The organism is Telluria sp. LT2P34 (assembly GCF_059685915.1).
In genome coordinates, this window is the sequence record NZ_JCASIN010000006.1 from 59,536 (window position 1) to 83,858 (window position 24,323).

General features: G+C 64.2%; 22 protein-coding genes. 13 read left to right on the forward strand and 9 right to left on the reverse strand.

What is annotated here, in order from left to right; genetic code table 11:
* Positions 1 to 124 precede the first annotated feature (124 nt).
* Positions 125 to 1,507: an SGNH/GDSL hydrolase family protein gene (locus AC56KZ_RS16110; RefSeq protein WP_497163198.1), complete on the forward strand. Its 1,383-nt coding sequence runs from the start codon at positions 125 to 127 to the stop codon at positions 1,505 to 1,507.
* A gap of 21 nt (positions 1,508 to 1,528) precedes the next feature.
* Here AC56KZ_RS16110 and AC56KZ_RS16115 read toward each other — a convergent pair whose 3' ends face one another.
* The 4 genes from AC56KZ_RS16115 to AC56KZ_RS16130 all read right to left on the reverse strand — a co-directional run bounded on the left by AC56KZ_RS16115 (position 1,529) and on the right by AC56KZ_RS16130 (position 5,466).
* Entirely contained in the window at positions 1,529 to 2,626 is a 1,098-nt protein-coding gene (locus AC56KZ_RS16115; RefSeq protein WP_497163199.1) for a glycosyltransferase family 9 protein, read from the reverse strand.
* A 38-nt stretch (positions 2,627 to 2,664) separates the two neighbouring features.
* On the reverse strand, positions 2,665 to 3,231 hold the full coding sequence (locus AC56KZ_RS16120) for a D-glycero-alpha-D-manno-heptose-1,7-bisphosphate 7-phosphatase (protein ID WP_497163200.1): 567 nt from the start codon (positions 3,229 to 3,231) through the stop codon (positions 2,665 to 2,667).
* The gene (locus tag AC56KZ_RS16125) at positions 3,222 to 4,214 is read right to left on the reverse strand and encodes a glycosyltransferase family 4 protein (protein ID WP_497163201.1); all 993 of its coding nucleotides are present in this window, start codon (positions 4,212 to 4,214) and stop codon (positions 3,222 to 3,224) included. The genes AC56KZ_RS16120 and AC56KZ_RS16125 overlap by 10 nt, the downstream gene beginning before the upstream one ends.
* 391 nt (positions 4,215 to 4,605) lie before the next feature.
* Positions 4,606 to 5,466, reverse strand: coding sequence for a hypothetical protein (locus tag AC56KZ_RS16130; RefSeq protein WP_497163202.1), 861 nt, complete (start codon positions 5,464 to 5,466; stop codon positions 4,606 to 4,608).
* 351 nt (positions 5,467 to 5,817) lie between these two features.
* Between AC56KZ_RS16130 and AC56KZ_RS16135 the strand changes: the two genes are divergently transcribed.
* From AC56KZ_RS16135 to AC56KZ_RS16155, 5 genes are all read left to right on the forward strand, one after another.
* Positions 5,818 to 6,114, forward strand: a complete 297-nt coding sequence (locus tag AC56KZ_RS16135; RefSeq protein WP_379785383.1) for a KGG domain-containing protein — start codon at positions 5,818 to 5,820, stop codon at positions 6,112 to 6,114.
* 175 nt (positions 6,115 to 6,289) lie between these two features.
* Positions 6,290 to 6,652 carry a hypothetical protein gene (locus AC56KZ_RS16140; protein ID WP_497163203.1) on the forward strand — a complete coding sequence of 121 codons (363 nt, stop codon included), beginning with the start codon at positions 6,290 to 6,292 and terminating at the stop codon, positions 6,650 to 6,652.
* Between the two features lie 87 nt (positions 6,653 to 6,739).
* A complete protein-coding gene (locus AC56KZ_RS16145) occupies positions 6,740 to 7,861 on the forward strand; it encodes a M14 family metallopeptidase (RefSeq protein ID WP_497163204.1) in 1,122 nt (373 codons plus the stop codon).
* 14 nt (positions 7,862 to 7,875) lie between these two features.
* Positions 7,876 to 8,352, forward strand: coding sequence for a CYTH domain-containing protein (locus AC56KZ_RS16150; RefSeq protein ID WP_497163205.1), 477 nt, complete (start codon positions 7,876 to 7,878; stop codon positions 8,350 to 8,352).
* Positions 8,349 to 9,533 (forward strand): serine hydrolase domain-containing protein, encoded by a 1,185-nt coding sequence (locus AC56KZ_RS16155; RefSeq protein WP_497163206.1) that lies wholly within the window; start codon positions 8,349 to 8,351, stop codon positions 9,531 to 9,533. Before AC56KZ_RS16150 ends, AC56KZ_RS16155 begins: the two co-directional genes overlap by 4 nt.
* A 64-nt stretch (positions 9,534 to 9,597) precedes the next feature.
* On the opposite strand, the gene AC56KZ_RS16160 is transcribed toward AC56KZ_RS16155, so the two are convergent.
* On the reverse strand, positions 9,598 to 10,860 hold the full coding sequence (locus AC56KZ_RS16160; RefSeq protein WP_497163207.1) for a DUF2863 family protein: 1,263 nt from the start codon (positions 10,858 to 10,860) through the stop codon (positions 9,598 to 9,600).
* Between the two features lie 224 nt (positions 10,861 to 11,084).
* Here AC56KZ_RS16160 and AC56KZ_RS16165 point away from each other — a divergent pair, with 224 nt between their 5' ends.
* Both AC56KZ_RS16165 and AC56KZ_RS16170 read left to right on the forward strand, forming a co-directional pair.
* Positions 11,085 to 13,433, forward strand: coding sequence for a TonB-dependent receptor (locus tag AC56KZ_RS16165; protein ID WP_497163208.1), 2,349 nt, complete (start codon positions 11,085 to 11,087; stop codon positions 13,431 to 13,433).
* 179 nt (positions 13,434 to 13,612) lie between these two features.
* Entirely contained in the window at positions 13,613 to 14,293 is a 681-nt protein-coding gene (locus AC56KZ_RS16170; protein ID WP_497163209.1) for a Fe2+-dependent dioxygenase, read from the forward strand.
* A 54-nt stretch (positions 14,294 to 14,347) separates the two neighbouring features.
* Here the strand turns inward: AC56KZ_RS16170 and acnA are convergent, their stop codons facing one another.
* The 4 genes from acnA to AC56KZ_RS16190 all read right to left on the reverse strand — a co-directional run bounded on the left by acnA (position 14,348) and on the right by AC56KZ_RS16190 (position 19,739).
* On the reverse strand, positions 14,348 to 17,056 hold the full coding sequence (gene acnA / locus AC56KZ_RS16175; protein WP_497163210.1) for an aconitate hydratase AcnA: 2,709 nt from the start codon (positions 17,054 to 17,056) through the stop codon (positions 14,348 to 14,350).
* A gap of 26 nt (positions 17,057 to 17,082) precedes the next feature.
* Positions 17,083 to 17,676, reverse strand: a complete 594-nt coding sequence (locus AC56KZ_RS16180; protein ID WP_497163211.1) for a hypothetical protein — start codon at positions 17,674 to 17,676, stop codon at positions 17,083 to 17,085.
* Positions 17,676 to 18,665: an HpcH/HpaI aldolase/citrate lyase family protein gene (locus tag AC56KZ_RS16185; RefSeq protein WP_497163212.1), complete on the reverse strand. Its 990-nt coding sequence runs from the start codon at positions 18,663 to 18,665 to the stop codon at positions 17,676 to 17,678. Before AC56KZ_RS16185 ends, AC56KZ_RS16180 begins: the two co-directional genes overlap by 1 nt.
* A gap of 84 nt (positions 18,666 to 18,749) precedes the next feature.
* On the reverse strand, positions 18,750 to 19,739 hold the full coding sequence (locus AC56KZ_RS16190) for a malate dehydrogenase (RefSeq protein ID WP_497163213.1): 990 nt from the start codon (positions 19,737 to 19,739) through the stop codon (positions 18,750 to 18,752).
* Positions 19,740 to 19,987: 248 nt separating this feature from the next.
* Here AC56KZ_RS16190 and AC56KZ_RS16195 point away from each other — a divergent pair, with 248 nt between their 5' ends.
* From AC56KZ_RS16195 to AC56KZ_RS16215, 5 genes are all read left to right on the forward strand, one after another.
* Positions 19,988 to 20,755, forward strand: coding sequence for a GntR family transcriptional regulator (locus tag AC56KZ_RS16195; RefSeq protein ID WP_497163214.1), 768 nt, complete (start codon positions 19,988 to 19,990; stop codon positions 20,753 to 20,755).
* 213 nt (positions 20,756 to 20,968) lie between these two features.
* On the forward strand, positions 20,969 to 21,394 hold the full coding sequence (gene sdhC, locus AC56KZ_RS16200; RefSeq protein ID WP_497163215.1) for a succinate dehydrogenase, cytochrome b556 subunit: 426 nt from the start codon (positions 20,969 to 20,971) through the stop codon (positions 21,392 to 21,394).
* 2 nt (positions 21,395 to 21,396) lie between these two features.
* Positions 21,397 to 21,765, forward strand: a complete 369-nt coding sequence (gene sdhD, locus AC56KZ_RS16205; protein WP_497163216.1) for a succinate dehydrogenase, hydrophobic membrane anchor protein — start codon at positions 21,397 to 21,399, stop codon at positions 21,763 to 21,765.
* Between the two features lie 2 nt (positions 21,766 to 21,767).
* Positions 21,768 to 23,549, forward strand: a complete 1,782-nt coding sequence (gene sdhA, locus AC56KZ_RS16210; RefSeq protein WP_497163217.1) for a succinate dehydrogenase flavoprotein subunit — start codon at positions 21,768 to 21,770, stop codon at positions 23,547 to 23,549.
* A 54-nt stretch (positions 23,550 to 23,603) separates the two neighbouring features.
* On the forward strand, positions 23,604 to 24,314 hold the full coding sequence (locus tag AC56KZ_RS16215; protein WP_497163218.1) for a succinate dehydrogenase iron-sulfur subunit: 711 nt from the start codon (positions 23,604 to 23,606) through the stop codon (positions 24,312 to 24,314).
* Positions 24,315 to 24,323 lie beyond the last annotated feature (9 nt).

The following is a 24,323-nucleotide window of genomic DNA, read 5'->3' on the forward strand; positions in this document are numbered from 1 at the left end:
ACACCGCAAGAGTTCGCACTGAACCCGGCTTGTTTGATAATGTCCTGCTCGCTTAGATTGAAGCGTGTCGTCGATGGCCGCGTCCGCGGCACTGGCGGCATCTTTCATTTCGAGGAGCACGACGATGAAGACGACCTTGCTGTCCTTGTCCGATCTGGTTCGCACCCGGTTGACCGATCATGCGACGCCGCGCCGGTCGCGCCGCGCCTGGCTGGCGGCTGCCGCGCTGGCCCTGTCCAGCCTGAGCCTGCCGTTCGGCGCGGTGCACGCGCAACCCGACCCGCGCGATCCGCGTCATCAGTGGGTGGGCACCTGGGGCACCGCGCCCGCCGGCCCGCCGCTGGCAGCGCAGACGCAAACCTTCAATGACCAGACCCTGCGCCTGATCGTGCACACCAGCATCGGCGGCAGCCAGGTGCGCATCCGTGTTTCGAACGAACACGGCGCCACGCCCCTGCGCATCGGCGCGGCGCACGTCGCCCGGCGCGGTGCGGGCGCCGAGATCATGAGCGGCACCGACCGCGTGCTGACCTTCAGCGGTTCGCCGTCGATCACGATTCCGGCCGGCGCCCCGGTACTGTCGGATCCGGTCGACCTCGATGTGCCGGCGGTGTCGGACCTCGCGGTCAGCCTCTACCTGCCGGGTCAGGTCCAGGCCACCACCATCCACGGTTCGGCCTTCCAGACCAACTACGTGTCGCTGCCCGGTAACTTCACGGGCGCCGCCACCTTGCCGACCGAGCGCACCATCACGTCGTGGCCCTTCCTGACCGAGGTCGACGTCAGCGCGCCGGGCGCAGGAGCGATCGTTGCACTCGGCAATTCGATCACCGACGGCGCCGTGACGACCCGCGACGCCAACCGCCGCTGGCCCGACCTGCTGGCGCTGCGCCTGCAGACGACCCGCGACCGCACGGTCAACAGCGGTCTCGGCATCGTCAACCGCGGCATCGGCGGCAACCGCCTGCTGCGCGACCCGGGCGAGCAGCCGCTGTTCGGCATTTCGGCGCTGGCCCGCTTCGACCGCGACGTCCTGGCCACGGCGGGCGTGCGCCACCTGATTGTCCTGATCGGCATCAATGACATCGGGCATCCGGGCACCGGCACGATCCCCGCATCGCAAGCGGTGACGGTGCAAGACATGATCGCGGGCTACCGCCAGCTGATCGCGCGTGCGCACGCCAAGGGCATCCCGGTGTATGGCGGCACGCTCACCCCTTTCGAAGGCACGATCTTCCCCGGCTATTTCACGCCCGAGAAAGAAGCCGTGCGCCAGGCGGTGAATAACTGGATCCGCACCAGCGACGAATTCGACGCTGTCATCGATTTCGACCGCGCCGTGCGCGATCCGGCACGTCCGACCCGCATGCTGCCCGCCTACGACAGTGGCGATCACCTGCATCCGAACGACCTCGGCATGCAGGCGATGGCGAATGCCGTACCGCTCGAGCTGTTCCGCGGCAGCGGCGCGGCGGCCTTGAAGGCGGTCAAGCGGCAGGCCAGGTAGGCGGGTGCGCGTTGTACCGGATCAGCCCGCAGTTTCTCTGGTCCGGTACGCCTCGGTTTGCTTCAACAGGCTGCCTACCGCCTGGACGACCTGGTCTGGCATCCGTTTTTCCATGCAAGCGTGGTGACCCTCCGGGCAGACGTTGCGGTGGCAGTAGCGGCAGCCGGCATCCTGGCCCAGGGCACGGCTCGGCACCCGCCATGGCATGTTCCAGGAATTGGTCAAGGCGCTCAGGTCGACGACCGGCGTGCCGACCGCGGCTGCCAGCTGGGCCGGGCCGGTGTTGTTGCTGACGACGAGCGAGGCCTGCGCCAGCAGCGCGCCGAGTTCGCCGAGCGACAATTGTCCCGCCAGCGAAAGGACGCGTACCTCGTCCGGGATCTCGATGCCGTCGATCAGCGCCATGTCGTGGGCGCCGCCGGACAGCACCAGTGGGCAGGCCAGGCGTTCGTGGAGCGCGCGGATCAGGTTCGTCCAGTGGCGCTGCGCATAGCGCCGCGCCGGCGCCCCGGCGCCGGGATGCAGCACCAGCCAGCGTCGCGCCGGGTCGATGCCTGCCTGGAGCAAGCGCCTGCGCACCGCCGCCAGGTCGGCGGGCAGCGGCAGGAAGGACAGGCGCTCGTCCATCACTTCCGCGCCAAGGTGGCGCACCAGGTCGAGCTGGCGCTGCACTTCGTGGCGGATCATGGCGCCCGGCTCGGGGTCGGCAATCCAGTCGGTCAGCAGCTGGCAGGGCTTTTCGCGGCAGTAGGCGGCGCGCAGCGGGATGCCGGCGAGCTGGCACAGCAAGGCCGCGGGCAGGGCGCTCTCGCTGTAGCAGCTAAAGATGACGGCGCCATCGAAGCCTTGCCGGCCGAGCGCCGCGATCTGCTCGATGTGGCGCGCGGGCGGGTCGGCGGCGCTGCTCTTCATCCAGGGCGCATCATAGGCCAGCACCGCGTCGATATCGGGCAGGTGGGGCGCCAGGGCGGCCCCCGCGGGCGAGGTCAGGAGAGTCAGCCGGCGCTGCGGATGCTGGGCGCGCAGGGCCCGCATGGCAGGCGTACACATCAGCACGTCGCCGGGCGAACCGAGCCGCACGCACAGCAGGTGGCCGGCATTGTTCCAGTCGTGGCTCATGGGGTTGGGATCATTTCCGGTGGATGACTGGACATGGCTCATTGTTCAGGATGGCCGGCAATCAGGACGGCCGCGGCGTACAGGTCCGGCGCCATGCGGGTGGGAACGCGGCGCGGTCCGAGCCGCCACTCGGTTTCGTTGCCGTTGTCGAGCAGCACCGTGCGGCAGCCGGCCCGGTTGCCGGCCTCGACGTCGTGGAGGATGTCGCCGATCATCCAGGAGGCGCGCAGATCGATGCCATGCTCGGCGGCGGCCCGCAAGAGCAGCCCGGGCATCGGTTTGCGGCATTCGCATTCGATCGCGTAGGGCGCCACCGTGCCGCCGGGATGGTGCGGACAGTAATAGAAACCGTCGAGCGTGAGGTTTTCGCGAAACAGCAGGTCGGCCAGGCGGTCGCTGACGACATGCAGCGCTTCTTCGGCGAAGCGCCCTTCGGCCACCCCGGACTGGTTGCTGACCACAAAAAAACGGTAGTCGAGCCGGGCCAGCAGGCGCAGGGCAGGGCCTGCGCCGCTGGCCAGGCGCATGCGGCGCGGCTCCACGTTGTACGGCAGGTCTTCGACGAGCGTACCGTCCTTGTCGAGAAAGATGGCTTTCATGCGCATGCGTCCCTCTTGGCCAGCCTGCGCCCCAGGTTGCCGCCGTGACCGGTGACATGGCGCAGCGCGGCGTCCCAGTCGGCGGTGAAGCGCTCGATCGAAAAGCGCTCCTGGGCCTGGCGCCGCGCCGCCTGGCCCAGGTCGCGCGCCAGCGAGGGGCTGCGCAGCAGCTCGCGCATGCAGTCGTGCAGGCGTTCGATGCGGGTGTCGATGTAGCCGTTGGCGCCGTCGTCGATCACGGTCGCCATTTCGGCGGTGGCCAGGGCGACGACGGGCAAACCGACCATCATCGCTGCGATGACGGCCAGGCCGAGGCTGGCATAGCGGATCGGGCTGAACAGGAAACGGTAGCGCGCGGTGAAAGCGGGCAGCTGCGCATGCTGCACGGCGCCGATGCCGCCCAATTCTTCGGCGCCCACGCCAACCAGGTCGAGCGGCAGTTCTTCGCGCGCGCACTGGAAAAGGTCGGAACCCATGCGCCGTCCGCGCCGGCCCAGCTTGTTGCTGATCACCAGCCCGCGGTCGAGCGTGCCGAGATAGCGCACGCCGTCGGGGATCAGCACGCCGTGCTCGATGACGCGCGTCGGCGTACGCCGGTTGTCCCACATCAGGTCGTTGAAAGGAGTGACGTGCACCAGCAGCACGTTCAGATCGTCGACGGGATGGGGCGTGTCGGTGGGGTGCTCGTGCGGCGGGTCGTGTTCGAGGTAGATGCGCGGAAGCGTCCGCTGCGCCGGCGTCAGGAAGGCGTACTGGTCGTGTTCCCATTGGTGCTGGTTCTGGAACAGGATGCAGTCGAACTGCTGCTCGCACGCGCGTTCGGCGGGCAGCTCGTGCACATTGTCGCCCCAGGGAAAATGGCCGCAGCGTCCGCCATAGCCGGGCGGGCGCCCGGGTGTCGACAGGACGAAGAATTCGTGCGGCGCCTGCGACAGGTAATACAGATAGCTGCCGTGGGTATGCCAGGTCAGGACCTTGAGTCGGCGCATGGAAGCCTCAGCGATGACGAGATTGGTTCGAGTGCGCGACATACTGTCGAGTTCCTGCTTGATCGCGTGCCCTGAATTTGCATCAAGGGCTGACGTCGCCAGGTCGAAAAAGAGGATTGGTATCCGACCGGGGTGGCCACATTGACGTGCTGCTCAGGTATTTCCGGGGAAAAGGGAAAAGGGGGCGATGCTTGCCTGTCTGCCGGTGGAAGGCACCGGCGCCCCTTTGTAAAGGCAAAAATATTGCCCAGCTATCGTGGGACCAGTCCTACGCAGAACATGTCGCGAGAAGGCCGAAAACGACAAAAAGGCTGGACGTGGCGAAACCCCGACTGCGCGCTAACGCGGTCGGGGTCTCGGGAAATCCCGCGGCGAAATCAGCCGCGGGCGCTTATTGGCGCGAGAAACCCGTGTCGTCGTCCATCTTGCGGTCGCCGGCAAGCTTGTTCGCGCCTGCCGGGCTGGCCGGATAACCGCCGGCAGCATCGTTCGACTCGTGCACGCCGGGCAAGTCCTGCTGGCCGCCGGCGCCCGGCAGAATGCCGGGATTCTCGGTGCGCGGCTCGGCATTGCCCGGGCTGCGCGGCAGGCCGCCGGCCAGGTCGTTCGACTGGTGCACGCCGGCGTCGGTCAGGTTGCCGATTTCGCGGCCGCCCTGGCCGGTTTGCGAGCCTGCGCGGTCGGTGCTTTGCTGCGCGTCACCCTGGCCGGTCCCTTGCTTGCCGCCCTGCTGGCCCGACTGCATCGACTGGCCGGCGCCGTGGTGGTGGCCGAGCGAGCCGCCCTGGAGCTCCGGCTGGCGCGGGTCTTGCGGATTCATCCGTTGGGCCGCCTGGGTATTCCCCGCATGCATGCCTTCGTGCCGCAGCAGGTCGGTACCGCTGTCGCGCGCACGGTCGCCGACCGGCTGCTCGAGCTGGCCGTAGGCGCTCGAACGCTGCTCCATCTGGCGCTGGTGGCTGTCGGTAATGCCTTGCGTGGGGCCGCTGCCGCCATTCTGCTGGGACTGCATCGAACCGCCCGGCACTTGCCAGACCTCGCCCTCGTTCAGCCACGGCCCCGGTCCCATGCCGCTTTGCTGGGTGCCCATCTGGTCGATGCCCTGGTTGCCCTGCTGCTGCGAGGCGCCCTGCGGATAAGTATGGTCGAGCGGTGCGTCGGGCGCGGTCTTGCCCTTGGCGTTCTCGTTCCACTTTTCGTTGGCGCCGTTATTGGTCTGATTGTTCATTTCGCTGCGTTGATTCGCGTCCATGTTCTTTCCTTTCCAAAATTCGATGGTGCGGAGAGCGTGGTCCGAAAGACGCCGCCATTGCCGCCTGATCCCACCATCATGCGCGGCTTTCCATGGCTTCAGTATAGGAAGACGCAGCGGTAGTGTGTAGGACAACAACTGATGGGATTTCTGCCAAAACGCTGGATATTTCCTATCTACATTTTCTGTCGCCTGTAGTCCTACAAAGTCATCTGAAAACGTCCTATACCCTCATCGGGTGTGCATGCCTAAGATGAATTCAACCGGCCGCTCATCTGCGTTTGCTGATGGGTGGGGTTACAGCCTGCCGCACGACGCGGCGGTTTATAAGTGAACAGGGAGAACACCATCATGGCTTCGAGCAATCAAGGTAACAAGCAGGGCGGTAACCAATCCAACAGCCAGAGTGCCGGCGGCGGTACCCGCAACCGCGGCTTCGCATCGATGGATCCGCAGCGCCAGCGCGAAATCGCCAGCCAGGGCGGCAAGGCAGCCCATCAGAAAGGGACTGCGCACGAATTCACTTCCGAGGAGGCACGCCGCGCCGGCTCGATGAGCCACGGCAACCGCCAGTCGGCCAGCGCCGGCTCGGGCAGCAGCTCGCGCAGCTCGTCGAAAGGCGGCAGCCGCGGCGGCTCGAAAGAGTAGGCATTGAAACGCTGCCGTCAAACACTGGACCAACGGGGAGCACTGCTCCCCGTTTTCTTTCCGAAGGCACACAAATGATGGATGGGATGGGGTAGAATCGCTGCGCCTTTTTAACTAACTCCTGAGGAACCTCGTCGTGAAAGAAGCGGTCATTCGTCAAGTCAAGAGCATGTCCATGTCGTGCGATCGCGTCGGCAATTCACTGCTCGCAAAATTTTCCACCCAGGGCGCGACCGACGTCGGCCTGCATATCCCGGCCACCATCGTCTTCTGGCTGCTCAAGCACCTGCCGGTGAACCAGGATCCGACGCTGCAGGCGCCGCCGACCCCGCCCGAGGTCACCCAGCAGGACTGGAACAATCCGAACATTCCCCGCGCGCTGACCCTGAACTGCCGCGAACTGCCCGGCAAACTGCGCATGGCCTTCAATCTCGACCGCGAGCCGAACCTGGTCCTCGTCCTCGACCGCGCGAACGTTGAACTGATGCGCCAGATCCTGGCGCTGTACAGCCGCGAACTGATCGATCTCGACGCTTGAATTGGTGCTGCGGGCGCGTAGTATCATTGCTGTGCTTCATGCCGACTGCCCGCCCATCTTCCTGAACAGGCCAATAGAGGACCAGCCATGCCAATCAAAATCAGCCAGCATTTCGATTCGGGCGCCATCGAGGTGGTGCAAGCCTCCAACCCGAAAGCCATCGATCTGAACCTGCGCCGCGACAACAACGCGGAGATCCATCAGTGGTTCCACTTCCGGCTGCAGGGCGCGCGCGGCCAGGCCTGCACCATCCGTTTCCTGAATGCCGGCCAGGCAACCTATCCGAAGGGTTTCGAGGACTACCAGGTGGCGGCGAGCTACGACACCGAAAACTGGTTTCGCGTGCCGACCAGCTTCGACGGCCAGACCATGACGGTCAACCACACTCCCGAGCTCGACAGCATCTATTACGCCTATTTCGAGCCGTATACCTGGGAGCGCCACCTGCGCCTGCTCGGTGAAGTGGCCGAGAACCCGATCGCGCGTGTGCATGACATCGGCACCACGGTCGACGGGCGCGACATGAACCTGGTCGTGATCGGCAACCCGGCAGCCGAGAAAAAGATCTGGGTCATCGCACGCCAGCACCCGGGCGAAACGATGGCCGAATGGTTCGTCGAAGGCATGATGGATGCACTGCTGGACGACGCCAACCCGATCGCCTGCAAGCTGCTCCAGCGCGCCGTGTTCTACATCGTGCCGAACATGAATCCGGACGGCTCGGTGCGCGGCAACCTGCGCACCAACGCGGCCGGCGCCAACCTGAACCGCGAGTGGATGACGCCATCGCTCGAGCGCAGCCCGGAAGTGCTGTGCGTGAAGGACAAGATCCATGAAACCGGCGTCGACATGTTTTTCGACATCCATGGCGACGAAGCATTGCCATACAACTTCGTGGCCGGTAACGAAATGCTGGCCGATTTCACGCCCAAGCGCGAAGCCAGGCAGAAGGCCTTTGTCGAGCATTACATGGCAGCCAGCCCGGACTTCCAGAACGTCTATGGCTATGCCGCCAGCAAGTACAACGAAGAGCTCTTGACGCTGGCCTCGAAATACGTGGGCCACACTTTCAAATGCCTGTCGCTGACGCTGGAAATGCCGTTCAAGGACAACGCCGACCTGCCGAACAGCCATACCGGCTGGAACGGCGCGCGCAGCGCGGCCCTCGGCGCGGCCATCCTGCAGCCGATCCTGCGCTCGCTCGACTGACCGGGGCGCCGCGCATGGGCCTGGAGATCGAGCGCAAGTTCCTGGTGCTGGGCGAGGCCTGGCGCGCGCTGGGCACGCCGACGCTGTTGCGCCAGGGCTACCTCAGCGTCGAACCCGAGCGCACCGTGCGCGTGCGCATCGAAGGCGACAGCGCGACGCTGACCATCAAGGGCAAGAGCCGCGGGGCCACGCGCGGCGAGTGGGAATACCCGATTCCCGTGGCGGAGGCCGCCGAACTGCTCGACCATCTGTGTCAGCAGCCCCTGATCGAAAAAATCCGCCATCGCGTCCAGGCCGGTGCCCACACCTGGGAGGTTGACGAGTTCCTCGGCGCAAACGCCGGGCTGGTCGTGGCCGAAATCGAACTCGTCTCGGAAGAGGAGGGCTTCGCCAAGCCCGAGTGGATCGGCCGCGAAGTGACCGACGACAAGCGCTATTTCAATTCGAACCTGATTCGCCACCCGTATTCCGCATGGAAGGACCCTGCATGAGTTCGCTCACCTCGCTCACCTCGCTCACCTCGCTCAGCCGGCGCGCTGCGCTTGCTTTGAGTATCGCTACTCTGTTCCCGCTGGCGAACGCCATGGCGGCCCCCGCCGCTGCCACGGCGCCATATTTCCCGCCGGCCGGCGAGTGGGCGCGCAAGCAGCCCGCCGCGCTGGGCATGGATCCGAAGGCGCTGGCCGCCGCCGTGCAGTATGCGCAAGGCCACGAGACCGAACGCGCGCTCGATTTCTCCGACCAGGAAGCGACCTTTGGCACGCGTTTGGGATCGATGCCGACGGGCCGCGCCCGGACCAACGGCGTCGTCATCTACAAGGGCTACGTGGTGGCCGAGTTCGGCGACACGGCTTTTGTGGATCCGACCTATTCGGTTGCGAAAAGCATGCTGGCCACCGTCGCCGGCATTGCCGTGCGCGACGGGCGCGTCAAGCAGGTCGACGAGCCTGTGGGGCAACGCGTCAAAGACGGCGGTTATGCTTCGCCGCGCAATGCCCAGGTCACCTGGAAGCAGCATCTGCAGCAGGAAAGCGAGTGGGAAGGCAGCATGTGGGGCAAGAACGCCGACTTCATCGGCAAGGCCGAATTCGGCGCCGGCGAGCGCAAACCGCGCGCGCTCGCCGCGCCCGGGGGCTACTACGAATACAACGACGTGCGCATCAACCGCTTTGCACTGTCGCTGCTGCGCGTCTTCGACAAGCCGGTGCCCGACGTGTTCCAGGAGCAGGTGATGGACGTCATCGGCGCTTCGAACAGCTGGAAATGGGTGCCCTACACCAACAGTTATGTCGAACTGAACGGCAAGCAGGCGCCGTCCGTCAGCGGCGGCACGCGCTGGGGCGGCGGCATGTGGATCAATTCCTGGGACATGGCGCGCTTCGGCTACCTGTGGCTGCGCGGCGGCGCCTGGAATGGCAAGCAGGTGGTGCCGCCCGGGTTCGTGAAGGAAGCGCTGACCCCGAGCGCGCACGGCCCGGATTACGGCTACCTGTGGTGGCTCAATACCAAGGGCAAGACCTTGCCCGGCCTGCCCGCCAATGCCTATGCGGCGCTGGGAGCCGGCAGCAACACGATCGTGGTGTCGCCCGACCACGACCTGGTGATCGTCTGGCGCTGGCATGGCGGCAATTCGGCCGAGTTCGCGAAGCGGGTGATTGCGGCGATCCGCTGACAAGACAATCCTGGAAACAAACATGGCGTCCCTGAGGACGCCATTTTTTTACGGCTCGGAACGATCAGTGAAAGTGCTCGGTCCCCGCAGGCGCGTCTTCCGGCATTTCGGCATGGACCAGGTCGCCGGTCGGGTCGGCGAACAGGGGCGCGCCGCAGTCGTCGCAATATTCGGCGACATAACGCTCGTTGATGCGTTTGATGTGGGTGACGCCGGCTTCGTTCAGGTGCGCGATGATTTCGTTGATTGGCGTCAGTGGCGCGGGCAGCAGGCTCTCTCCGCCGCTGCCTTCGATCGGCGTGCCTTCCTCGTCTTCCTGGCCGTACAGCGGCCAGACGATGCCGTAGACCACTTCGGGGCTCTGGCGCAGCGTGAAGCCGACGCGGTATTCGTCGATCTGGCCGTCGGTCGCTTCCTCGCCGAAGCCGGCGATCACGGCGCGCAGGTCGGACGATTCGAGGTCGAGCGTGTTGGTCAGGTAATGCACGGCGGCGCGGATCGATACCGGACGGATCAGCTTGTCGGCTTCGCGGCAGGCGACGTAATACGCTTCCGGCAGCAGCAACTCGACGCCGCAGCCAGGCAGCAGGCGCGCGACGTTGGCCGTGGCCTGCTCGCGCCAGGCCTCGAGGGCGCTCGTGCGCACGGTCGAGAAATGCAGCTGGTGCGCCGGCTCCTGCCAGCGAAACAGGGGCGCGCCCACCGGGGCCACCAGCGCCACCAGCAGGTAGCGGGTGTCGGCCAGGAAGGGGGCCGTTTCCGGGATGCGCGTCGACGGCTTGATCGCAGCGCCCTTGTGCGCGGCCTGCGCCAGCTTGTGGGTCAGCGCATAGGTGTCGGCATGGGTGCGCGGCAACTGGTCGATCGCGTACAGCGTCGGCGCCATCGACATCTGCACGCCTTCGGCGAGCAAATGTGCCGAGAAATGCGCGGACAGCGTGGTCAGCAGTTCCGCCGGAATCGGGCCGGAGCCGATCGAAAAACGGGTCCAGGCCAGGATCGGCGCGGCAACCAGCAGGGCCTGCCAGGTAACTTCGCCGCCATCCTTGCCTGGCTCGACCATCGTCGACGATTCGCTGACCGCTTCGACGCCATCCATCAGCACGTCGTAAGCGCCCAGGTCATCCTTGAACAGGGCATTCAGGGCCAGGTCGATGCTGTCCTGGTGGTTGGTCTTGAGCAGTTTCTGCAGCTGCGCATCCAGTTGGCGTTCCCAGGTTCGCTCTTCAACGCGGCTGGCAGACTGCACAATGGCCTGGGCGATGCTGGAGAGGCGCTGGCTTTCTGCGGATAGTTTGTTGGATGAATCTTTGGAGGGACGACGCATGGCGCTGAAAAAGTCTCGTGTAAATGAATAAAGATCGGGGTGGGGGATCGTAAGCCAGGGCTCGAGATGCAAGGGGTCATGATAAACCCTTATCCCCGGTATTGTAGTTGATTCGGCCACATGCCATGAAGTCGAGGGCAGTTGCCGGACGCTGAACAATACTTGCCAAACCCGGTAATACAAATCATAATGCGAATCGTTCTCATTTATATATAGCGATGACCATGACCAAGACAGCAAGCCCGGCAGTCCAAAGCGCCACTTCCTTCATCCGCAGCCGCAAGCATGCGCGCGTCGGTGCGCCCGGGCTGAGCGGTTCGGCGCTGGCGGGTTCCGCGCTGACGATGCTTGCCACGCTGGCTTCGCCGCTGGCGCTGGCCGACGGCGGCAACAAGGACATCGACCCGACCCTGCCGGTCGTCGAAGTGCAGGGCAGCGCGCGGCGCGACGTCCAGGCGCCGGTCAAGTCGGGCTCGGACAAGTTCACGGCGCCACTGCTGGACACGCCGAAATCGGTCACGGTCATTGGCCAGGAAGTGATTTCCCAAACCGCAGCCGTGTCCCTGGCCGACGCACTGCGCTCGGTCCCGGGCATCACCATCGGCGCCGCCGAGGGCGGTAACCCGGTCGGCGACAACGTCTTCATTCGCGGCTACAACGCCCAGACCGATACCTATGTCGACGGCATCCGCGACGCCGGCTCGCAGTCGCGCGAAGTCTTCAACCTCGAGCAGGTCGAAGTCGTGAAAGGCCCGAACTCGGCTTACGGCGGGCGTTCCTCGGCCGGCGGCGGCATCAACCTGATCAGCAAGTCGGCCCAGCTGGAGAACTTCAGCAACGCCAGCGTCGGTCTCGGCACCGACAAGTACCGCCGCGTGACCGGCGACCTGAACCGCGCGTTGGGCAACAACAGCGCCTTCCGCCTGAACGTGATGGCGCATGAGGCGAACGTGGCCGGCCGCGACATCGTGGGAGGCGACCGCTGGGGCATCGCGCCGACGCTCACTTTCGGCCTCACCGGCCCGACCAGGGCGACCCTGAGCTATTACCACCTGAGCTCGAGCGAGATCCCGGACACCGGCATCCCGTTCAACAATCCCTTCGCCAGCGGCCCGAACGTCAGCCGCAACGGCAACGGCACGCCGCTCAATGTCGACCGCAATACTTTCTATGGCCTGGTGAACCGCGACTTCCGCGACACCGCATCCGACATCGGCACGGTCGACCTGCGCCATGATTTCGGCAACAACCTGGTGCTGCGCAACGTGACGCGCTACGGCAAGAGCAAGAACGACTTCGTCTGGACCCAGCCCGACGATTCGAAGGGCAACGTGGCCCTGTACGGCACCGTCTGGCGCCGCGCCAACACCCGCGTCACCGAGACCGACACCCTCGCCAACGTCACCAGCCTGAGCGGCAAGCTGACGACGGCCGGCATCAAGCACAGCTACTACGCCGGCGTCGAATTTTCGCGCGAGACCACCGATCGCAGCTCCTATCTGTTTGCACCGGGCACCAACAACCCGCTGACGGGCACCTTCACCTGCCCGACCTCGGGCGGGGCCACGCTGTACAACTGCGCACCCGTGAACAACCCGAATCCCTATGATCCGTGGCTGACCACCCGCAGCGTGTCGCCGGCCGCCACCAACGTCAAGACCAATACCCGCGCCATCTACGCCTTCGACACCATCGAATTCAATCCGCAGTGGCTGCTGAACATCGGCGCGCGCTGGGACGAATTCAGGACCGCGCTCGACACCAAGGCAGGCCCCACCACGGCCGCCACCCGTGCCCGCGTCGACACCGGCTTCGACACCTACCAGGCTGGCCTGGTGTACAAGCCGTCCGCCAACGGCAGCATCTATGTCTCCTACGCCACCTCGGCCACGCCACCCGGCAACGACGGCGGCGACGGCCTCGACGCCCTGACGGTTGCGGTACAGAACCTGCAGCCGCAAGAGAGCAAGAATTTCGAGCTCGGCACCAAATGGGAAGTACTGCGCGGGCGCCTGTCGCTGAATGCGGCCCTGTTCCAGAGCAAGATGGAGAATGCCCGTGTCATCGCCCCGGACGGGACCAGCCAGAACGTCGGCAAGAAAGACCTGAAAGGCATCGAACTGGGCTTCTCGGGCAAACTGACGAACGCCTGGCAGGTATTCGGCGGCTACACCTGGCTTGACGCGGTGCTGGAAGACAATGGTTACCTGAACGTCGGCACCACGGCCGCGCCCGTGTACGCGGTCTCGCCCTACAACGGCAATGTCTTCCCGACCACGCCCGAGCACAGCGCCTCGCTCTGGACGTCTTACGCGTTCAACAAGAACTTCAGCGCCGGCATCGGCATGAACTATGTCGACCGCGTCTACGCCAACGTCAACAACAACAAGTATGCCCCGAGCTATACCCGCTTCGACGCCATGGCCAGCTACACGCTCAACAAGAACGTGTCCTTCCAGCTGAACATCCAGAACATCGGCGACAAGCTCTACTTCGACCGCCTCTCGTCGCCGCACTATGCCGGCGTCGGCCCGGGCCGTTCGGCAACCCTGACTGCCAACCTGAAGTTCTGAACTTCCATATGAGCGCCTGAGAAATCCCTCAGGGCAAGGCGCATCGTCGAAGACAGTACGTTAGTACGGCGAGACGAATGCAACGCAGCCATGGGGGATTTGTCAGGTGCGAATCTTTTGGGCGGCCCTCCTTGCTTGATGCGGGGAGGGCCGTCCTTTTTTGTAAACGGAGCAAGAACATGATGCTGCATATCCCCGCTGTGCTGAGCCAGGAGCAGGTACAACACATGCGCACGCGCCTGCGCGACACCGACTGGATCGACGGCCGCGCCAGCGTCGGCACGCAAGGCGCCCAGGTCAAACGCAACCGCCAGTTGGCGGAAAGCTCGCCGCTTGCCGCGGAACTCGGCCAGCAGGTCAGCGCGGCCCTGATGGCGCACCCCCTGTTCTTTTCCAGCGTGCTGCCGCTGCGCATCCTGGCCCCGTATTTCAACAGCTATGGCGGCGGCGAGCACTACGGCCTGCACGTGGACGGCGCGATTCGCACCCAAAGGGGCGGCCTGCCGCCGCTGCGGGCCGACGTGTCGGTCACGCTCTTCCTGAGCGAGCCCGACGAGTACGAAGGCGGCGAGCTGGTCGTGGCCGACGCCTATGGCACGCATGAAGTCAAACTGCCGGCCGGCGACGCCATCGTGTACCCGGCCGGGAGCGTGCACGAGGTGCTGCCGGTGATCAGCGGCGAGCGCATCGCTTCCTTCCTGTGGGCCCAGAGCATGATCCGCGACGACGCGAAGCGTGCGCTGCTGTTCGAGCTGGACACCAACATCCAGAAGCTGCGCGCCGCGCACGGCGAGTCGGAAGCGACGGTCGGGCTGACCGGGCATTATCACAACCTGTTGCGGATGTGGGCCGAGGTATGAAAAAAGGGCGGGAACCCGTGAAGGTTCCCGCCCTTTGTCTTGCGTCCTTCTTGCTTACGCAGCCAGCAGTTGGCGGAGCACGAACGGCAGGATGCCGCCATGCTTGTAGTAGTCGACTTCGATCGGGGTGTCGATACGCAGCAGGACCATGACTTCCTGGGTGTCGCCGTTTTCGCGGTGGATCACGAGGGTCGCCAGCTGTTGCGGCTTGATCTCGCCTTCCAGGCCCTTCAAGTCGAAGGTTTCGCGGCCGGTGATGCCCAGGGTGTCGACGCTGTCGGTGCCGATGAACTGCAGCGGCAGCACGCCCATGCCGACCAGGTTCGAGCGGTGGATGCGCTCATACGAACGCACGACCACGGCCTTCACACCCAGCAGCTGGGTGCCCTTGGCCGCCCAGTCGCGCGACGAGCCGGTGCCGTATTCTTCGCCGCCGAACACCATGGTCGGGGTGCCTTCGGCCACATACTTCATGGCCGCGTCGTAGATCGACATCTGTTCGCCGGTCGGCTGGTGGATCGTGATGCCGCCCTCGACCGCGGAACCGTCGGCTTTCGCCGGGATCATGCGGTTCTTGATGCGCACATTGGCAAAGGTGCCGCGCATCATGATTTCGTGGTTGCCGCGACGCGAGCCGTAGGAATTGAAGTCGGCCTTCAGCACGCCGTGATCCTTCAGCCACTTGCCCGCCGGACCGTCTTCCTTGATGGAACCGGCTGGCGAGATGTGGTCGGTGGTGATCGAGTCACCGAACACGCCGAGCGCGCGCGCATTCGAGATGCCGGTCGCGGCCGCTTTCGGGGTCATTTCGAAGTCGGCAAAGAACGGCGGCTCGGCGATGTAGGTCGACTCGGGCCAGTTGTAGACTTGTCCTTCGGTGGTGGAGACGCGCTCCCACAGTTCGCCCGGGTTGCCCTTGACGTCCGCGTAGTTCTTCTTGAACACTTCCGAGTTCATCGCGAACTTCATCAGCGCGCCGATTTCCTGCGAGGTCGGCCAGACATCGCCCAGGTAGACGTCGACGCCGTTGGTGTCCTTGCCGAGCGGTTCGGTCATCAGGTCGCGCGTCATGTTGCCGGCGATCGCGTAGGCGACGACCAGCGGCGGCGAAGCCAGAAAGTTCGAACGGATGTTCGGGTGGATGCGTGCTTCGAAGTTGCGGTTGCCCGACAGGACAGCCGAGGCGACGATGTCGTTCTGGACGATGGCCGCGTTCAGTTCCGGGGTCAGGTCGCCGGCGTTGCCGATGCAGGTGGTGCAGCCGTAGGCGGTGACGCCGAAGCCGAGCTTGTCCAGGTAAGGCAGCAGGCCGGCGGCGGTCAGGTATTCGGTGACGACGCGCGAGCCGGGCGCCAGCGAGGACTTGATGTGCGGGGCGACGGTCAGGCCGCGCTCGACGGCTTTCTTGGCCAGCAGGCCGGCGGCCAGCAGCACGCTCGGGTTCGAGGTGTTGGTGCACGAGGTGATGGCGGCGATCAGGATGTCGCCGTTCTTCACGCGCACGCCGTCGGTCGTCTCGTAGACCTTGCTCAGGTCTTCAGGCGCCTTGTTGAAGCCGTTTTCGGTGGTCGGCTTGCTGAACAGTTCGGTGAAGTTGTTCTTCACGTTGCCCAGTTCGATACGGTCCTGCGGACGCTTCGGGCCGGCCAGCGATGGCGTCACCGTCGACAGGTTCAGTTCCACCACGCGGGTGTAGTCGATGTCGCCGGCCTTTGGAATGCCGTACAGGCCCTGGGCCTGGAAGTAGTTCTGGAAGGCGGTGATTTCTTCTTCGGTGCGGCCGGTGCCGCGGAAGTAGTCGACGGTGGCATCGTCGACCGGGAAGAAGCCCATGGTGGCGCCGTATTCCGGGGCCATGTTGGCGATGGTGGCGCGGTCGGTGGTCGACAGCGAGGCCGTGCCTTCGCCGAAGAACTCGACGAACTTGCCGACGACTTTTTCTTTGCGCAGCAGTTCGGTGATGGTCAGCACCAGGTCGGTCGCGGTGCAGCCTTCGCGCAGCGAACCGGTGAGGTTCACGCCGATGACGTCCGGGGTCAGGAAATAGACCGGCTGGCCGAGCATGCCGGCTTCGGCTTCGATGCCGCCCACGCCCCAGCCGACGACGCCGACGCCGTTGATCATGGTGGTGTGCGAGTCGGTGCCGACCAGGGTATCCGGGTAGAAGGTGTCGCCCTGGCGCATCACGCCGCGCGCCAGGTACTCGAGGTTGACCTGGTGGACGATGCCGAAGCCCGGAGGCACGACGCCGAAGGTGTCGAAGGCCTGCATGCCCCATTTCATGAACTGGTAACGCTCGTTATTGCGCTGGAATTCCAGTTTCATGTTCAGGTCGAGCGCGCCCGGCACGCGGAAGTGGTCGATCGTGACCGAGTGGTCGACGACCAGGTCGACCGGCACCAGCGGCTCGATCTTCTTGGCATCGATACCCATCTTGTTGGCGACGTTGCGCATGGCGGCCAGGTCGGCCAGCAGCGGCACGCCGGTGAAGTCTTGCAGCACCACGCGGGCGACGACGAAAGGAATCTCGTCGGTGCGCTCGGCGGTCGCGTTCCAGCTCGCCAGTTGGCGCACGTGCTCTTCGGTGACCTTCTTGCCGTCGCAGTTACGCAGAACGGACTCGAGGACGATACGGATCGACACCGGCAGGCGCGACAGGTTCACGCCCAGGCTTTCGCCCAGTGCCGGCAGCGAGTACAACTGGCCGGACTGACCCGCGGCAAGCGGGAAATCCTTCAGCGTGTTCAGGGTGTTGCGAGACATATGCTCTCCTTCAGTGGGGTTTCTTGTTAAATCTTGTTTTCTTCGGTACCGGCAGCGACCACGGGGGTGGCCTCGACGGGCTTGACCTCGACGGGCTTGACCTCGACGGGCTTGACCTCGACAGGCATGTCTTGCTCGGCGCTCTTGCATTCGTTCGCCAGCTGGCGGTTCAGGCGCGAGTCGAGCAGGATGCCCTTCGCCGGGATGCCGATCCAGATCAGGCGGAAATTCGTGTTCTCGAAACGCTGGGCGCCGGTGGTGGTGCCGACCCGCTCGAGGCGGTGAACGCGCTTTTTCCAGCGCAGGGCGATATGGGTATCGTCGCCCTCGTTGGAGTAGATCGTGACCTTGTTGTTGAGCTCGCACTTGTACTCGGTCACCTTGGTGTCGGTGATGTCCGGTTCCGCTTCCTCCGCGGGAGCCCAGTCGTCTTCGGCGGGGGCGGCCACGGCTTTCTTCGCTTTCGACGCTTTCGGCGCTTTCGCTTTCTTCGCCTTCAGGACGTCGGCGGCTTTCGGGTGATTGGTTTCAGGGGCCGCAAACGCTGGAGCGTTGCACAGGCCGAGGGCCGCGAGCGCGAAAGCGCCGGCGGCGAACAGGTGTTTGGGGGAGGTGGCCATTAATTCGATTCCGGTGAGTTGACGATTGCCGCCGCGGACTCGGGCAGCGCCAGGCCGGCCAGCTTCGCGCGCTGCAATACTGTCCAATAATATCGGTAGCTGGCGCGGTCATGCAAGCGCCCATGCTGGGCAATCGGTCCCCAGTTTGCCGCCATCGCTTCCTGCAGGATGTTGGTGGCGTCGTTCACTTCCGACAGACGGGGCGTAAACGCCTTGACGATCGGTTTGACCTGGTCGGGGTGGATGCTCCACATGCGCGTAAAACCGAATTCGGCGCCGGCGCGTTGTGCATCGTTTGCCACAACCGCACTGTCCTTGATCTCGGTCGTGACATTATGCGAAGCCACCTTGCCGTGCGCATGACATGCCGCAACCATCTCCAGCTTGGCGCGGACAACCAGTGGATGGGAAAACTGTCCCGGCGTGCGCATCGCGCTGGCCGGCACCGCGCCGTAGTGCGCCGACACGAAATCCATGATGCCGAAGGACAGGCACTCGACTTGCGGCAGGGCGGCGATCTCCCAGGCATCGCGCAGGGCGCCGTGGGTTTCCACCAGCACGTGCAGCGGCAGGGCAGGGCGGCCGTTCGGCACCGCCACGCGGTTGATGATGTCCAGCGCGCGCCGCACGTCCTCGATGCCGTTCGGCTTGGGCAGCACCACATAGGCCAGGCGGCTCGCCGCGGCGCCGACGATGGCGACGACGTCCTGGACGAAATGCGGGCTGTCGATGTCGTGCAGGCGCACGCCGATGCGCCCGAAGCGGTTGTCGTCGCTATTGAGGAGCATGGCGACCAGTTGCGCATGCGCCGCTTCGTTGCCGGCGGCGGCGCCGTCTTCGCAGTCGAAGGTAATGTCGAACAGGGGACCAAGCTCTTGTTGCAGGGCCATCGACTTGCGCATCAGCTTCTCCGAGCCGGCGTAGTGATCGCAGGCGGGAAGCAGGAGCGGCTGGCGTTTGCCCTGGAATAAAACCTCGGATGGATGCATGGTCGATTCAGTTGTCACACTAATGTATTCAGAAGCGAAAAAGCCGTGCCGCAATTGCGGCACGGCCTGTCTACTTCAGTTCAATCAGGCCAGCAGGTGCGCCACGCCTTCGCGCTCTTCAGTCAGTTCCTTGAGCGTCAGGTTGATGCGCTCTCGCGAGAACTCGTCGATCTCCAGGCCCTGGACGATCGTGTATTCGCCGTTGGCGGTCGTGACCGGGAAGCCGAACATCACGCCTTCCGGAATGCCGTACGAACCGTCCGACGGGATACCCATCGTGGTCCACTTGCCATTCGTGCCCAGCACCCAGTCGCGCACGTGGTCGATCGCCGCGTTGGCAGCCGATGCCGCCGACGAGGCGCCGCGTGCTTCGATGATGGCGGCGCCGCGCTTGCCGACGGTCGGCAGGAAGGTGTCGCGGTTCCAGACGTCGTCGTTGATGGCCTGCTTGACCGACTGGCCGTCGACGGTGGCGAAACGGTAGTCCGCGTACATGGTCGGCGAGTGGTTGCCCCAGACGGCCATCTTTTCGATCGAGCCGACCGGCTTGCCCAGCTTGCTCGCGACCTGCGACAGGGCGCGGTTGTGGTCCAGGCGCAGCATGGCGGTGAAGTTTTTGCTTGGGAGGTTAGGCGCCGACTTCATGGCGATGTAGGCATTGGTGTTGGCCGGGTTGCCGACCACCAGCACCTTGACGTCGCGCGAAGCGACGGCGTCGAGCGCCTTGCCCTGCACGGTGAAGATCTGGGCATTCGCTTCCAGCAGGTCCTTGCGTTCCATGCCGGGGCCGCGCGGACGGGCGCCGACCAGCAGGGCGACGTCGACATCCTTGAAGGCGGTCATCGGGTCCGAGTGGGCGGTCATGCCGGCCAGCAGCGGGAACGCGCAGTCATCGATTTCCATCATGACGCCCTTCAGGGCCTTCTGTGCTTTTTCGTTGTCGATTTCGAGCAGCTGCAGGATGACCGGCTGGTCTTTGCCCAGCATGTCGCCGTTGGCGATGCGGAACAGCAGCGAGTAGCCGATCTGGCCGGCGGCGCCGGTAACGGCAACACGCATTGGGGTTTTAGCCATGATGAATCTCCAAAAGTGGGAATGAAAACGGTCGAAGCCGAGGATACGCTTGTTTAGGAAAATCGCAATGATACCAAAACGAGCACGCGTTCCTTTAAGAGGGAAGCACCCGTGACGCTACTGATCGACCGCGAGTGTAGACCTCGGCCGTCCGCCCTGTCAATCCATATCATATGTCTTATATAAGACAGATCTCTGGCCAGGTGATCACTGGACGGGGGGTGGCTTTTGTGGTGAAATCGGGGTCTATGAATTCCGTCCCGACCACCCCGCCAGGCGAGGGCGCAGGCAGCAACGCCGCGCCATCCTTCCGGCCCCTGTACCAGCAGATCAAGGCGCTCATCACCCGGAGCCTGCAGTCGGGCGAGTGGAAGCCGGGCGAGCTGATGCCGAGCGAAGTCGAACTGGCCGCGCGCTTCAAGGTCAGCCAGGGCACGGTGCGCAAGGCCATCGACGAGCTCGCGGCCGAGAACCTCGTGGTGCGCCGCCAGGGCAAGGGCACTTTCGTGGCCACCCACCACGAAGAGCGCGCCCACTTCCGTTTCCTGCGCCTGATGCCCGACGAGGGCGTGCCCCACCACCCCGACAACCGCATCATCGAAGTCAAGCGCATGCGCGCGCCGGCCGAAGTAGTGCGTCTCCTCGAGTTGAAAGCCGGCGATCCGGTCGTATATATCAAACGGATCCAGTCCTTCGATGGCGCGCCGACCATCCTCGAAGAGCTCTGGCTGCCCGGCCAGATCTTCAAGGGGCTGACGGCCGAACGACTGGTCGAGTACAAGGGTCCAATGTACGGCCTGTTCGAGTCCGAGTTCGGCACGCGGATGATCCGCGCGCTGGAAAAGATCCGCGCGGTCGGCGCCGATGCCGTCACGGCGCAATACCTGGGCGTACCGGAAGGGACGCCCTTGTTGTGTGCGGACCGGGTCTCGTTCACCTACGGCGACCGTCCGGTCGAACTGCGGCGCGGCCTGTACTCGACCGCACAGCACCATTACCAGAACGAGCTGTCCTGATGAGCTTGTCCTGATGCGCATGCGCATCAACAACAGCTTGTTCAAGCGCGATCGATGCTATGCATATAAAATATGTTGATTTAGAGAAAGCGCCGAACAAAACCCTGTTCAGCGTTTGTCCCACCAATATTCCGCTCAGGGGTCTTGGTGCAGCGCAAAAAATCAGCGAAAATTAAGGGTTAATCACATTTTGTCAGTTAAGGGAGGTGTTGTATGTCCGAAGCCGTGAGAGAGGCCACAAAAAAAGGACGGCCGGAGTTCCGTAATATCCACATTACGGATATCACTACGAAGTACAAGATGCCGCCGTCGGCAATCGTCTCGATCCTGCACCGCGTCAGCGGTTTCGCATTGTTCCTGATGCTGCCTTTCCTGCTGTATCTGCTGCAGCAAAGCCTGCTGTCGGAATACTCGTACCTGCACTTTGCCGGCATCGTCGACAACGTCTTCACCAAGATCATCCTGCTGGGCCTGGCGTGGGCCTATGCGCACCACTTCATCGCCGGCGTGCGCCACCTGTTCATGGACAACCACATGGCCCTGGACAAGGACGCCGCCCAGTCGACCGCGCGCTGGGTGCTGGTCGCCGCGCTGCTGCTGACCGCCGTCATCGGACTGAAACTGTTTGGAGTATTCTAAAAATGGCAAGCAAGAATAATATCGGCCAGCGCCGCCTCGTCGTCGGCGCGCACTACGGCGTCAAGGACTGGCTGGCGCAGCGCGTCACCGCGATCGTGATGGTGGTCTACACCCTGGTCCTGCTGGCGACCTTCCTGACTGCACAGAATTTCACCTATGAAGGCTGGGCCTCGCTGTTTGCGAAACAGTGGTTCAAGCTGTTTTCCCTCGTGACCTTCCTCGGCCTGTACTACCACGTCTGGGTCGGCATCCGTGACATCTGGATGGACTACGTCAAAAACGCCGGCATCAAGCTGGCCTTGCAGTTCGCTACCGTGCTCTGGCTGCTCGCCTGCGCCGCCTGGACTGTGCAAATTCTCTGGAGTGTGTAATCGTGGCAGCCATTAAAACTGCAATTCCTAGCCGCCGCTTCGACGCGGTCATCATCGGCGCCGGCGGTTCCGGCATGCGCGCCTCCTTGCAGCTGGCTGAAGCCGGCCTGAACGTGGCCGTGCTGTCGAAAGTCTTCCCGACGCGCTCGCACACGGTGGCGGCGCAGGGCGGTATCGGTGCTTCGCTGGGCAACATGAGCGAAGACGACTGGTACTGGCACATGTTCGACACCGTCAAGGGCGGCGACTACCTGGGCGACCAGGATGCGATCGAATTCATGTGCCGCGAAGCACCGAAAGTGGTCTACGAACTCGAACACTTCGGCATGCCTTTCGACCGTAACCCGGACGGCACGATTTACCAGCGCCCGTTCGGCGGCCACACCGCCAACTTCGGCGAAAAGCCGGTGCAGCGCGCCTGCGCCGCGGCCGACCGTACCGGCCACGCACTGCTGCACACGCTGTACCAGCGCAATGTCCGCGCCCGTACCCACTTCTTCGTCGAGTGGATGGCGCTCGACCTGGTGCGCGATGCCGACGGCGACGTCGTCGGCGTGGTGGCCCTGGAAATGGAAACCGGCGACACCATGGTCCTGGAAGCGAAGACCACCATCTTCGCCACCGGCGGCGCCGGCCGTATTTTCGCCGCCTCGACCAATGCCTTCATCAACACCGGCGACGGCATGGGCATGGCCGCGCGCGCCGGCCTGCCGCTGCAGGACATGGAGTTCTGGCAGTTCCACCCGACCGGCGTGTCCGGCGCGGGCGTCCTGATCACCGAAGGCGTGCGTGGCGAGGGCGGCATCCTGATCAACTCGAACGGCGAACGCTTCATGGAGCGCTATGCGCCGACCCTGAAAGACCTGGCGCCGCGCGACTTCGTGTCGCGTTCGATGGACCAGGAAATCAAGGAAGGCCGCGGCTGCGGTCCGAACAAGGACCACGTGCTGCTCGACCTGCGCCACATCGGCGCCGACACGATCAAGAAGCGCCTGCCGTCGATCCTGGAAATCGGCCACAAGTTCGCCAACGTCGACGCCACCAAGGAACCGATTCCTGTCGTGCCGACCATCCACTACCAGATGGGCGGCATTCCGACCAACATCCATGGCCAGGTCGTCACGCCTGACCTCGCCGGCGGCGGCCAGAAAGTCGTCAACGGCCTGTACGCGATCGGCGAATGCGCCTGCGTCTCGGTGCACGGCGCCAACCGCCTCGGCACCAATTCGCTGCTCGACCTGCTGGTCTTCGGCCGCGCCGCCGGCAACCACGTGGTGGCCTCGAACCTGAAGCAGAAGGAAAACAAGCCGCTGCCGAAGGATGCGTCGGACTTCGCGATGGACCGCCTGAACCGCCTCGAAACCTCGACCGGCTCGGAAAAAGTGCAGGGCGTCGCCAACGACATCCGCGCCACGATGCAGAAATACTGCGGCGTGTTCCGTACCGATGCGCTGCTGACCCAGGGCGTCAAGGAAATCATGGTGCTCGACGAGCGCCGCAAGCACGTGTCGTTCAAGGACAAGTCGAAGGTGTTCAATACCGCGCGCGTCGAAGCGCTCGAACTGGACAACCTGATCGAGACCGCGAAAGCGACCATCGTCTCGGCCCAGGCACGCAAGGAATCGCGCGGCGCCCACGCCCACAGCGACTTCGAAGCGCGCGACGACGCGAACTGGATGAAGCACACCCTGTTCTACTCGGAGAACAACCGCCTCGAGTACAAGGCCGTGAACCAGAAGCCGCTGACCGTCGAGACCTTCAAGCCGAAGGCCCGTACTTTCTAAGAATGTTGTTTGTGGCCAGGGCAGCTGCACTGGCCGTCATGAGATAGGTAAAAAATGGCACGCACAGTCCACCTGAAGATCTACCGCTACGATCCGGACAAGGATACGAAGCCTTACATGCAAGACGTCACCGTCGAACTCGAAGACACCGACAAGATGCTGCTCGACGCGCTGCAGCGCATCAAGTCGGACGTCGACGATACGCTGAGCCTGCGCCGCTCGTGCCGCGAAGGCGTCTGCGGTTCGGACGCGATGAACATCAACGGCAAGAACGGCCTGGCCTGCACGACCAACCTGAACGAAGTGACCCAGCCGATCGTGCTGCGTCCTCTGCCGGGCCTGCCGGTCGTGCGCGACCTGATCGTCGACATGACCCAGTTCTTCAAGCAGTACAACTCGGTCAAGCCTTACCTGATCAACGAGTCGATCCGCCCCGAGAAAGAGCGCCTGCAGAGTCCTGAAGAGCGCGAAGAACTCGACGGCCTGTACGAGTGCATCCTGTGCGCCTGCTGCTCGACTTCCTGCCCGTCGTTCTGGTGGAACCCGGACAAGTTCGTCGGCCCGGCCGGCCTGCTGCAAGCCTACCGCTTCATCGCCGACTCGCGCGACGAAGCCACCGCCGAGCGCCTGGACAACCTGGAAGACCCGTACCGCCTGTTCCGCTGCCACTCGATCATGAATTGCACGGACGTCTGCCCGAAGGGCCTGAATCCGAACAAGGCGATCGGCAAGATCAAGGAATTGCTGGTTCGCCGGGCGATTTAAGCCAGTTGA